The 11,966-nt window shown below is 67.7% G+C and carries 7 protein-coding genes; 3 read left to right on the forward strand and 4 right to left on the reverse strand.

From position 1 onward, the window contains the following. Nucleotides 1-51 precede the first annotated feature (51 nt). The 3 genes from ToN1_RS11670 to ToN1_RS11680 form a co-directional block, all read right to left on the reverse strand. Nucleotides 52-531: a ProQ/FINO family protein gene (locus tag ToN1_RS11670; RefSeq protein WP_169206530.1), complete on the reverse strand. Its 480-nt coding sequence runs from the start codon at nt 529-531 to the stop codon at nt 52-54. Nucleotides 532-658: 127 nt separating this feature from the next. Next, nucleotides 659-3,466, reverse strand: coding sequence for a formate dehydrogenase subunit alpha (gene fdhF / locus ToN1_RS11675; protein WP_169206529.1), 2,808 nt, complete (start codon nt 3,464-3,466; stop codon nt 659-661). Then, on the reverse strand, nt 3,463-5,157 hold the full coding sequence (locus tag ToN1_RS11680; RefSeq protein WP_169206528.1) for an NAD(P)H-dependent oxidoreductase subunit E: 1,695 nt from the start codon (nt 5,155-5,157) through the stop codon (nt 3,463-3,465). The genes fdhF and ToN1_RS11680 overlap by 4 nt, the downstream gene beginning before the upstream one ends. 359 nt (nt 5,158-5,516) lie before the next feature. On the opposite strand from ToN1_RS11680, the gene ToN1_RS11685 reads away from it, so the two are divergent. Next, nucleotides 5,517-8,777 carry an EAL domain-containing protein gene (locus ToN1_RS11685; RefSeq protein WP_169206527.1) on the forward strand — a complete coding sequence of 1,087 codons (3,261 nt, stop codon included), beginning with the start codon at nt 5,517-5,519 and terminating at the stop codon, nt 8,775-8,777. A gap of 93 nt (nt 8,778-8,870) precedes the next feature. Here the strand turns inward: ToN1_RS11685 and ToN1_RS11690 are convergent, their stop codons facing one another. Further along, complete coding sequence (locus ToN1_RS11690; RefSeq protein WP_169206526.1) at nt 8,871-9,758, reverse strand: LysR substrate-binding domain-containing protein; 888 nt, start codon at nt 9,756-9,758, stop codon at nt 8,871-8,873. Between the two features lie 134 nt (nt 9,759-9,892). Here ToN1_RS11690 and gpmI point away from each other — a divergent pair, with 134 nt between their 5' ends. Both gpmI and arfB read left to right on the forward strand, forming a co-directional pair. Then, complete coding sequence (gene gpmI / locus ToN1_RS11695) at nt 9,893-11,536, forward strand: 2,3-bisphosphoglycerate-independent phosphoglycerate mutase (RefSeq protein WP_169206525.1); 1,644 nt, start codon at nt 9,893-9,895, stop codon at nt 11,534-11,536. Then, entirely contained in the window at nt 11,537-11,935 is a 399-nt protein-coding gene (gene arfB / locus ToN1_RS11700; protein ID WP_169206524.1) for an alternative ribosome rescue aminoacyl-tRNA hydrolase ArfB, read from the forward strand. Nucleotides 11,936-11,966 lie beyond the last annotated feature (31 nt).

The raw sequence follows: 11,966 nt of genomic DNA on the forward strand, positions 1-11,966 counted from the left end.
TTGGTTGTTCACCTGACGTACGCCGCGCACGCGCAGCGTACGCGGGCCGGCTCAGCGCCTGGAGAACTTGCCGACGAGTTGCGCGAGCTTCTCGGTCTTGCGACGCTCGGCTTCCTCGGCGCGCTGGCGCTCGCGCTCGGCCTCGGCCGCCGCCTTCTTGCGCTTGGCGACCTCGGCAAAGCGCTCCTTGAGCGTCTGCGCGGCGTGCTGGCGCTGCTCCTCGGTGACTTCGCCGCTCTCCTTGCCGTCGAGGTCGAAGCGCGCAGTGGCCTTCTCGACCGCCTTCAGGTAGCGCGTCGTCGCGGTGTGCATGCGCATCGCGCTGCGGATGACCTTGCGGTCGACATCCGGGAAGCGCTCGCCGATGGCCTTGTCGATGCGCAGCGCGAGCGGTTTGACTTCGCTGAAGGTCGTAGAGATTTCCTGAAGCTTCTGCAGCAGTCCGCGGGCATCGATGCCGGCGGGCTTGGCTGCGGCGGCCGGAGCGGTGGGCTGTTCGGCGAGGGCTTCGGGAGTCGTTTCGGTATTCATTGCGGGAAGCTGCGGGAGCTGCGGACGAAAAACGGGATCATCGCATGAAAACGGGTTGCGGGGCCGTTATGGGATTGAAGGGATCGGCTTGGCGATCCCCCACGTCTTCGGATTCAGGCGGACTTGGTCAGGTTTCGACGGTTTCCTTCGTGGTGATTCGGACGGCGCAATACTTGAACTCAGGGATCTTGCCGAAGGGGTCCAGCGCGGGCTGCGTGAGCAGGTTCGCTGCGGCTTCGACGTAGCAGAAGGGCATGAAGACCGAACCCTTCTGCATGCCGCGGTCAGCGCGGGCCTCCAGGGTGATCGCTCCGCGGCGGGTTTCCAGCGTGACCGTTTCGCCGGAGGCGATGCCGGCCGCAGCCAGGTCGTCCGGGTGTACGGTGCACCACGGCTGCGGTTCGAGCGCGTCGAGGACGTTGGCGCGACGTGTCATCGAGCCGGTGTGCCAGTGTTCGAGCACGCGGCCGGTCGTGAGCACCATCGGGTAGTCGTCGTCCGGCAGCTCGGCCGCGGGCAGCGGCGTGACGGCGACGAAGCGGGCGCGGCCGTTGGCAGTCGGGAAGTCATCCTCGAAGAGGACCGGATACGAAGGGCCGTCCTCGGTGAACTTCGGCGCGACGACGGCGCTCTCCGCTTCGAGCTGCGCCCAGGTGATGCCGGCGTAGGCGGGCAGCGCTTGGCGCAGTTCGTCGAAGATGGCGGCCGGCCCGGCGTAGTTCCACGCGAGCCCCAAGCGCTGCGCGACCTGCTGGATGATCCACCAGTCGGGGCGCGCATCTCCCGGCAGCGGCAGGACGGGTTGCGCGAGCTGCACGAGGCGGTCGGTGTTGGTGAAGCTGCCGCTCTTCTCCATCAGGCTGGAGGCGGGCAGGATCACGTCGGCGAGCATCGCGGTCTCGGTGAGGAAGAGGTCCTGCACGACGAGGTGGTCGAGGCCACCGAGCGCGGCGCGGGCGTGCGCGAGGTCGGGGTCCGACATCGCCGGGTTTTCGCCTTCGATGCACATGCCGCGGATCTGGCCTTGTAGCGCGGCGTCCATGATCTCGACCACCGTCAGGCCCGGCTTGTCGGACAGCGGCGTGTTCCACAGCGCCTCGAACTTGGCGCGGATCGCCGGGTCGGCGACGCGCTGGTAATCCGGGAACATCATCGGGATCAGGCCGGCGTCGGAGGCGCCCTGCACGTTGTTCTGGCCGCGCAGCGGGTGCAGGCCGGTGCCGCGGCGGCCGATCTGGCCGGTCATCAGCGCGAGCGCGATGAGGCAGCGCGAGTTGTCGGTGCCGTGCGTGTGCTGCGACACCCCCATGCCCCAGAAGATGATGCTGTTGGGGCCCTTGGCGTACAGACGCGCAACTTCGCGGGCGGTCTCGGCCGGGATGCCGGTGACCGCTTCGACGCGCTCGGGCGGGAACGCCAGCGCGGCGGCGCGGAAGGCGTCGAAGCCTTCGGTGCGCGCGGCGATGAAGGCTTCGTCGGTGAGCCCTTCTTCGATGATCACGCAGGCGAGCGACAGCAGCAGGGTGACGTCGGCGTCGGGGCGGAACTGCAGGAAGCGGTGGGCGTGGCGCGCGAGCGGAGTTTCGCGCGGGTCCATCAGCACCAGCTTCGCGCCCCGCTCCACCGCGTTCTTGATGAAGGACGCGGCGACCGGGTGGTTCGCCGCCGGATTCGCGCCGATCACGACGATCACGTCGGCGAACTCGACGTCGCGCACGGGGTTGGACACGGCGCCCGAGCCGATGCCTTCCAGGAGTGCAGCGACCGAGGACGCATGGCACAGGCGCGTGCAGTGGTCGACGTTATGGGTACCGAAGCCCGTGCGGACGAGCTTCTGGAAGAGGTAGGCCTCCTCGTTGCTGCCTTTCGCCGAGCCGAAGCCGGCGAGCGCGTGCGGGCCGTGCTGCGCCTTGATGCGCGCGAGGCCGGCGGCGGCAAAGTCGAGCGCCTCGTCCCACGTCGCTTCGCGGAAGGCGGCGAGCGGATTGGCCGGATCGAGATCGACGGCCTTGGCGATGCCGGGCTTGCGGATCAGCGGTTTCGTGAGGCGCTGCGAGTGGCGCGGGTAGCCGAAGCCGTAGCGCCCCTTCACGCACAGGCGGCCGGAGTTGGCGGGGCCGTCGCGGCCGACGACGTGGATGATCTTCGCCTCGCCGCCTTCGCCGGCGACGTGGTAGGTCGTCTGGCAGCCGACGCCGCAGTACGGGCACAGCGAGTCGATCGCTTTCGTCTCGGCGACCGGCGCGGGCGCCGTGATCGGTTCGGCGAAGGCGCCCAGCACGACGGCGGGTTCGGGCGCGGCCGTCACGAGCGCCGCCGGCAGCAGCGCGCCGGTCGGGCAGGCCTGCACGCATTCGCCGCAGCCGACGCACGAGGAGGTGCCCATCGGGTCATTGAAGTCGAACACGATCGCCGTATCGGCGCCGCGGCGCGCGAGGCCGATCACGTCGTTCACCTGTTCCTCGCGGCAGGCGCGCAGGCAGCGCGTGCATTGGATGCAGGCGGCGAGGTTCACGGCGATGCCGGGATGGCTGCGGTCGGCGGCCGGTTGTTCGCGCGGCGCGAAACGCGATTCCTTCACGCCCAGTTCGTCGCACCAGTGCGCGAGCTCGGAGTCGGCCTTCTCGGCTTCGGCCGGCACGTCGGCGCGCAGCAGTTCCAGCACCATGCGTTGCGAGGCGCGGGCGCGTTCGCTCTCGGCCTTCACCTTCATGCCGGGCTTCGGTGCACGGCAGCACGAGGGCGCGAGCACGCGCTCGCCGTCGATCTCGACGACACAGGCGCGGCAGTTGCCGTCGGCGCGCAGGCCGTCCGTGTAGCACAGGTGCGGGATGTCGGTGCCGGCGCGGCGCGCGGCCTGCAGGATGGATTCGCCCGGCGCGGCGTCGATCTCGCGACCGTCGAGTTCGAAGCGGATCATGTCGTCGGCCTTCATGCGGTTTTCTCCTGATGCGCTGCGCCGACCTCGTGCGGGAAGAAGCGCAGCACCGATTGCATCGGGTTCGGCGCGGCCTGGCCGAGGCCACAGATCGAGGCGTCCATCATGGTCTTTCCGAGTTCGGTCAGCAGCCCGGCGTTCCATTGCGGCGCCTTCATCAGTTCGGCCGCCTTGGCGGTGCCGACGCGGCAGGGCGTGCATTGGCCGCAGGATTCGTGGGCGAAGAATTCCATCGCATTCTCGGCCAGCAGCCGCGCCTGGTCGTGCTGCGAGAAGACGACGATCGCCGCCGAGCCGATGAAGCAGCCGTGGGGTGCGAGCGTGTCGAAGTCGAGTGGCACGTCCGCGAGACGCGCGGGCAGGATGCCGCCCGAGGCACCGCCGGGAAAATAGCCGTAGAGCTCGTGGCCGGGGAGCATGCCGCCGCAGTGTTCGTCGACCAGTTCGCGCAGCGTGATGCCGGCGTCGGTGACGACGACACCGGGTTTGGCGACGCGCCCGCTGACGGAGAAGCTGCGCAAGCCCTTGCGGCCGTTGCGGCCGAAGCTCGCGAACCAGTCGCCCCCCTTCTCGACGATGTCCCGCACCCACCACAGCGTCTCGAGGTTGTGCTCCAGCGTCGGGCGCCCGAACAAGCCGACTTCGGCCACATAGGGCGGGCGCAGCCGCGGCATGCCGCGCTTGCCTTCGATCGACTCGATCATCGCCGACTCCTCGCCGCACACGTAGGCGCCGGCGCCGCGGCGCAGCTCGATGGGGGGCAGGTCCGGCCATGCGGCGCGCACGCGGTCCAGTTCCTCGGCGAGCAGGCGACGCAGTGCGGGGTATTCGTCGCGGATGTAGATCCAGATGCCCGCGATGCCGACGACGCACGCGGCGATCAGCATGCCTTCGATGAAGCGGTGCGGATCGCTCGCGAGGTAGTGGCGGTCCTTGAAGGTGCCGGGCTCGCCTTCGTCGATGTTGACGGCCATGTTGCGCGGCGCGGGCTGGGCGGCGACGGTGCGCCACTTGCGCGCGGCCGGGAAGCCGGCACCGCCGAGACCGCGCAGGCCCGCGTGATCGAGCGCCGCGACGATCGATTCCGCGTCGCGTGCGCCGCTGCGAACCGCCTCCCACAGCGCGTAGCCGCCCGCGGCGCGGTAGGCATCGAAGCGGATCGCCTCCGGCATCGTTTCAGCGCGCTCGCCGCTGGCGACGACCGCGGCGACCTTGTCCGCGTCAGCATTGAGCACCGGCTTCTGCCCGACGACCGCGACCGGCGCGCTGTCGCAGCGGCCGACGCAGGGCACGCGCTGGACACGCACGTCCGCGCCGAGACGGGTCGCGAGCGAGGCAGCCAATTCCGCGCCGCCCGCCAGCGCACAGCCGAGCGAATCGCACACACGCACCGTCAGCGCCGGCGGCGCCTCCGCCCCGGCCGGGACGAAATCGAAGTGATGGTAGAAGGTAGCGACCTCGAACACCTCGGCACGCGCGAGCTTCAGCGCCTCGGCGAGCGCCGCGAGGTGGTCGGCGTGCAGCGCACCATGGGTGTCCTGCAAGCGGTGCAGGTATTCGATCAGGCGATCGGCTCGCGGCGTGAGGCCGGCGGCGAGGTCCGGGGCCAAGGCCACCGCGGCGGCCTCGCGGGCGGATTCAGGGAGCGGTTCGCGCTTGCGACCGCGCTCGGGGTTTCTGGGCATCATGGGGGTCCCGCGCAAGATTTGCCGGGCATCGGACCACGATGGCCCCGCCGGCGGATGCATTGAACGATAGTGCGGCTTCCGGCTGGCGCAAAGCGGATTGTGTCGAAGAATTGTTCGCTTTTTCCGAACGGAGCGGAAAGCGGGCGAGTCAATAGGTTACAAATTCACTGGGTTATCAGCGGGAAGCCTTGCTATACGTGATTAGAGATCGAATGTTTCCGGCATCCAGCTACATGGCACGGATGTTTGAACAGGAAACGCGATGTCCCTCGACGCATGCAGGTTGGCCAGGATCGACGTCGGGGACGTCTAGACCGTGATCGAGGAGGTGGTCCGCCGCAACCAAAACGGAGGTCAGCATGGCGAAGTTGCTGATTGTCGATGACTACGAACCGACCCGGGACCTCTTCAGCACCCTGCTCAGTTACGACGGGCATGCCGTGCTCGAGGCGGTCGACGGCGCGGAGGCCTTGCAGATCGTCGCCGCCGAGCATCCCGATCTCGTGATCTGCGACATTCTGATGCCGACGATGGATGGTTATGAGTTCGTTCGTCGATTGCGCGACGCACCCGAACTTGCCGCGACCCGCGTGATGTTTCACACGGCGAACTACCACGAGCGCGAGGCCCACCATCTGGCCGAAGGGCTTGGCGTCTCAAGGATCGTGATCAAGCCGTGCCAGCCGGAGGACTTCCTGGCTGCGGTGCATGAGGCCCTGGCCGCCGACGACCACGCACCGACGGTGGCGATTGCGAAGGACTTCGACAAGGACCACCGGCAGCTTCTGACCAACAAGCTGGCGGCGAAGGCCGAGGAACTCGAGCAGGCAAACCAGCGGCTCGCCGCGCTCACCGAACTGAACCTCAAGCTCTCGGCGGAACGCGACACGCGGCTCTTGTTGGACAAGGTGTGTCAGGGCGTGCGCGAACTCACCGGCGCGAGTTATGCCCTCGTCGCGCTCCAGGGCAACGGCGACGGCAGAGGCATGGTCCTGCTCGGGCACGGTCTCACGGAAGAGCAGGAAACCGGCTTTCGCAATGCCATCCAGGGCGAGAGCGGCGTGCTGGCCGAAATGATGGCGGAACGCCGTCCCATGCGCTTCAGCAATCCGGGCGGCAGACCCGAATTGCTCGGCCTTCCGCCGCAATTCCCCGCCGTGCATTGCGGGGTGGCCGCTCCCGTTGCGTCCGCCATGGCGGTCTATGGCTGGGTGTGCCTCTTCAACAAGCTCGGTGCACCGGAGTTCTCCGAGGAAGACGAATGGATCTCCGGGGCGCACGCGGCACACGCCGGGCGCGTCTACGAGAACTGGATTCTCTATCGGCGCCTGGAGCAACGGGCGGACGAACTCGCCGTCGAAATTGCCAACCGCAAGGCCGCCGAACTTCAGCTACGCCGCGTGCTGCGTGCGCGCAAGGTCATGGCCGAGTGCAACCGCACCCTGGTGCGCGCCTCCGACGAAATCGGCCTGCTGGGCGACATGTGCCGCTTCCTGGTCGGTCACGGCGGCTTCGGCGCGGCTTGGGTGGGCCTCGTGCGACACGATGCGGAGTGCTCGATCGAAACCGTCGCGAGTGCCGGTGACGACCATGGGGCTTTGCAGTCGATGCACTTTTCCTGGTCGGACACCGAAGCAGGTCAGACCCCTCTTGGCAAGGCAGTGCGTAGCGGCGAAGCGCAGATCGTGCGCGACATGAGCCATGATCCGGCCACGGAGCGCTGGCGCGAGGGCGTCGTGCTCAGGCGCCCGATCGAGGCGGCGGGAGCCTTTCCCCTGATCTGCCGAGGCGAGCCCCTCGGCGTGCTGTGCATCCTGGCCGCGGAATCGGACGCTTTCGATACGGACGAAGTGAACCTGCTCAAGGAACTTGCCGACGATATCGCGTATGGCCTGCGCGCCCTGCGTTCGCTGGCCGCACAACGGCAGATGGAGGACAAGCTGAGGCTGCGCAACCGGGCCATCGAGGAGAGCATCAATGCGATCGTGATCAGCGAGGCGCGATCGGAGCGGGATAATCCGATCATTTACGTGAACCCCGCATTCACGCTCATGACCGGCTATCCGGCCGAAGACGTGATCGGCCGCAACCCGCGGATTCTGCTGGGGGGCGATTGGGCGCAACCCGACATCCAGCGCCTGAGGGATGCCGTCCGCAGCGGCGGCAGTGCGCGGGTCACCCTGCGCAATTACCGGCGGGACGGATCCCTGTTCTGGAACGATGTGTCCGTCGCTTCCATGCGCGACGCACGCGGCCGGGTCACGCACTTCATCTCCGTGTTCAACGATCTGACCGATCGCAAGCGTTATGAGCTGGAACTGGAGAAGCAGGCCAATCACGATGCCCTGACCGGCCTGGCCAATCGCAACCTGCTGCAGGATCGCCTCGAGCGTGGAATCCTCCGCGCAAATCGGGGCGGGAAGCAGCTCGCCGTGATGCTGCTCGATCTCGATCGCTTCAAGTTCATCAACGACAGCCTGGGGCATCCGGCCGGGGACCGTCTGCTGTGTGAAGTGGCGGGACGGCTCCGTGCACGCCTGCGCGAGGAGGACACCGTCGCCCGGCTGGGCGGCGATGAGTTCATGATCGTGCTGCCGGATGTCGGTTCGGAGAGCAACGTCGCGTCGCTCGCCGCGAAGTGCCTCGATACGCTGACAGCCCCGGTGCGCCTTTCCGGACACGATGTTCGGGTGACGGCCAGCATCGGCATCGCGCTTTACCCGCGCGACGCCGAAGAGCCAGAGTCCCTCCTGAAGAACGCCGACGTCGCCATGTATCGCGCGAAGCAGGGCGGGCGCAACGGTTTCCGCTTCTACGCGCCGGAGATGAACGCCCGCGCGATGGAGCGGCTGGCGCTGGAAGGCTCTCTGCGCGGGGCCTTGGAACGTGGCGAGTTCGAACTCCACTATCAGCCCAAGGTAAGCCTGGCCGACGGGATGGTCTTCGGCGCCGAGGCATTGCTCCGCTGGCGCGATCCGCAGGCCGGTCTGGTCTCGCCTGCAAACTTCATCCCGCTCGCGGAGGAGACGGGGCTCATCGTGCCGATCGGCGAATGGGTCATCGATTCGGCCTGCCGGCAGCTTGCGGCGTGGCGGGCCGCCGATCTCTCGGGGGTGAGTGTCGCCGTGAACGTCTCGCCGCGCCAGTTCCAGCAGTCGGACTTGCTCGCCTTGCTGCAGAATGCGCTGCGACGATGGAATGTCCCTGCGCACCAGCTGCATGTCGAGGTGACCGAAAGCGCGATGATGGAGGATCCCGAGCGCGCGATCGCAGTCCTCGCGAGTCTGCGGGACGCGGGTATCCAGATCGCGCTCGACGATTTCGGTACGGGCTATTCCAGCCTCAACTATTTCAAGCGATTCCCGCTCGATTGCATCAAGATCGACCAGTCCTTCGTGGCAGGAATCCCGACGTCGCGCGAGGATGCGGAAATCGCCTTGATGATCATCTCGCTCGCTCACAGTCTTGGTCGCCAGGTCGTCGCTGAGGGCGTGGAGACGGAGGAGCAACTTTCCTTCCTGCGCCAACACGGCTGTGACGCAATTCAGGGCTACCTTTTCAGCCGGCCCGTGATGGCAGCCGACTTTCCCGAGTACCTCGCAAGACGCCTCAAGCCGTGATTGCGGCGCGGGCGCTGGCGGTTCGATGCCTCGCTCGTGACAAACTCATCCCCGGGGTGCACCGCTTCGCATGCCGGGAACCTAACCCGCGCCTCACGACGTTCCCACGACCTTGCGCGCCACCTCGTTCATCGCATCCACGAGCGGCGAATTGGGCTCACGCCGCAAGGTCACGAGCCCGGTCTCCCATGCGACCGCCGGTTTCACCAGAGCAAGCGCGCGCAGCCCCGATGGCTCGCCAACGAGCCCCAGCACGCTGCGCGGCAGGATCGTCGACCAGCGCCCGGTGCGAACGTGCGCGAGAAGGCTGAGAATGGAGTTCGTCTCCAGCCCCACGTGCGGCGTGCATTCCAGGGACTCGAAGACGCGGTCGATCGTCTGGCGGTTCTGCATGTCGCGCGACAACAGACACAAGGACTGGCGCGCCGCGCCTTCCCAGGTGATCGCCTCGTCGGGCGATGCGGTCGAGGAGGTGGTCAGGAACACCAGCTGCTCGCGCCACAGCGGACAATAATCCAGGTCCGGCGCCGCGGCCGAATGCGCGTACACGACGCCGGCCTCCAGCTCGAAATTGCGCAGCGCGTTGAGGATCTCGCGCGTGCTCGCCGAGCGCACTTCGATCGCAACGGCCGGGTGCGCGTCGGCAAAGGCCTCGGTCAGCGACGCGACGACCGGCAGCGCAGTCGGGATCACGCCGATGCGCAAGGGTCCGCGCAGCCCGTCGCGCAGCATGCCCAGCTCGTGCCGCAGGTCGTCCGCGCCGGCGGCGACGCGCTTCGCGTGCGCGACGACGCATTCCCCTTCCGGCGTCAGCCCTGCGAAGCGCTGCCCGCGCACCACCAGCGCGACACCCAGTTCGTCCTCCAGGTCGCGGATCGCCCCCGACAGCGTGGACGGCGACACGTGGCAGCTTTCGGCCGCGCGGCCGAAATGCCGTTCGCGCGCGAGGGCGAGGAGATAGAGGTATTTGCGGGCGATCACCGCATCAGGATACGTTGCCCGTCAATGGGTCGCCAGCACATCGACGCCCTCCGCAACGACCTCATACGAAACTCTCCGCACGCCTTCGCTAAAATATCGGGTTTTCCGCCCCCGCAATGAAGGAATCTCCCAGAATGCTGCAAAAGCTCCCGTCCTTCCCCGGCATCACCGGCCCGGTCGTCGTCATCGTCATGGACGGCTACGGCGTTCCCAAGACCGACGTCGGCAGCGCAATCGCCGCGGCGAGAAAGCCGACCCTCGATGCGCTGTTCGCGCGCTATCCGCACCTGCTGCTGCGCGCGCACGGCACGGCGGTCGGCATGCCCTCGGACGAGGACATGGGCAACTCGGAAGTCGGCCACAACGCCATCGGTGCAGGCCAGGTGTACGCGCAAGGCGCGGCGCTGGTCGCCGACGCGATCGCCTCTGGCGCGATCTGGCAGGGCGCTGCGTGGCAGCAGGTCGTCGCCGGCGCCAAGGCCGGCCGCGGCGTGCTGCACTTCATCGGGCTCTTCTCCGACGGCAACGTGCACAGCCACATCGACCACCTCAAGGCGATGGTGCTGCGCGCGCGCGATGAAGGCGTCAAGGCCGTGCGCATCCACGCGCTACTCGACGGGCGCGACGTGCCGGAAACAAGCGCGCTCGAATACGTGGAGCCCTTCGAGGCCTTCCTCGCCGAGATGCAGGCAAGCGGCTTCGACGCGCAGATCGCCTCCGGCGGCGGGCGCATGACGATCACCATGGACCGCTACGACGCCAACTGGAAGATGGTCGAACAGGGCTGGCACACGCACGTCCTGGGCCGCGGCGAGCAGTTCGCGAGCGCCTCCGAGGCGGTGCGCGCGCTGCGCGAGAAACACCCCGGCACCATCGACCAGGACCTGCCCGCCTTCGTCATCGGCAGGGACGGCCAGCCGGTCGGCACCATCGAGGACGGCGACGCGGTGGTCTTCTACAACTTCCGCGGCGACCGCGCGATCGAGATCACGCGCGCCTTCGAGGAAGGCGCCGAGTTCGACAAGTTCGACCGCGTGCGCGTACCCCGCGTGACCTACGCCGGGATGCTGCAATACGACGGCGACCTCAAGCTCCCCAAGCGCTTCCTCGTCGATCCGCCGGCGATTCGCGACACCATGAGCGAGTGGCTGTCGAAGAGCGGCATCGCCCAGTTCGCGTGCTCCGAGACGCAGAAGTTCGGCCACGTGACCTACTTCTGGAACGGCAACCGCTCGAACAAGTTCGACGGCGAGACCTGGGAGGAAGTGCCGAGCGACGTCGTGCCTTTCGAGCAACGCCCGTGGATGAAGGCCGCCGAGATCACCGACGCGATGATCGCAGCGATCCGCAGCGGTCAATACAAGGTCCTGCGCTGCAACTATGCCAACGGCGACATGGTCGGCCACTCGGGCCACTTCCGCGCCGCGACGATGGCGGTCGAGGCCGTCGATCTCGCGCTGTCGCGCCTGCTGCCCGCGATCGACGCGGCCGGCGGTGTGGCGCTGATCACCGCCGACCACGGCAACGCCGACGAGATGTTCGAACTCGACAAGAAGACCAAGCAGCCGGCACAGAACGCCGACGGTTCGTTCAAGGCCAAGACCGCGCACACGCTCAACCCCGTGCCGCTGATCCTGTACGACAAGGTCAGCGGCGGCAAGCTGGGGTTGAAGAGCGTCGACGGGGCTGGCCTGTCGAACATCGCCGCGACCGTCGCCAACCTGATCGGCTTCGAGAAGCACGCCGCCTGGGACGCGAGCCTGCTGGACGTGCGCTGAGTGTCGCCGCGCATCGTCGTCGCGCCCGACGAGGTCGAGCTGACCGCCATCCGCGCGCAGGGCGCCGGCGGCCAGAACGTCAACAAGGTATCGAACGCGGTCCATCTGCGCTTCGACATCGGGGCCTCGTCGCTGCCCGAGGCGGTGCGCACGCGGCTGCTGGCGCTGGGCGACCGGCGCATCAGCCAGGACGGCGTGGTGATCATCAAGGCGCAGAAATTCCGCAGCCTGGAGAAAAACCGCGCCGAAGCCATGCGTCGGCTCGAAGAACTCGTCAATCGGGCAGCCGAGGTGCCGAAGGTGCGCCACCCGACCCGGCCGACGCGCGCATCGGTGAAGAAGCGCCTCGAAGCGAAGGCACACCGCGGACTGATCAAGGCCGGCCGACGCGGTGTTTGAGTTGCGGCGGGCCGTTCAGCGCATCGGGGAA

This window comes from Aromatoleum petrolei, from assembly GCF_017894385.1.
In the GTDB taxonomy this organism is placed as follows: Bacteria; Pseudomonadota; Gammaproteobacteria; order Burkholderiales; family Rhodocyclaceae; genus Aromatoleum; species Aromatoleum petrolei.

What these genes read in the sequence shown, in the direction of transcription:
- fdhF (WP_169206529.1), bottom strand. Translation starts at nt 3,466, where the DNA reads ATGAAGGCCGACGACATGATCCGCTTCGAACTCGACGGTCGCGAGATC.
- ToN1_RS11685 (WP_169206527.1), top strand. Translation starts at nt 5,517, where the DNA reads ATGGCGAAGTTGCTGATTGTCGATGACTACGAACCGACCCGGGACCTC.
- ToN1_RS11680 (WP_169206528.1), bottom strand. Translation starts at nt 5,157, where the DNA reads ATGATGCCCAGAAACCCCGAGCGCGGTCGCAAGCGCGAACCGCTCCCT.
- gpmI (WP_169206525.1), top strand. Translation starts at nt 9,893, where the DNA reads ATGCTGCAAAAGCTCCCGTCCTTCCCCGGCATCACCGGCCCGGTCGTC.
- ToN1_RS11670 (WP_169206530.1), bottom strand. Translation starts at nt 531, where the DNA reads ATGAATACCGAAACGACTCCCGAAGCCCTCGCCGAACAGCCCACCGCT.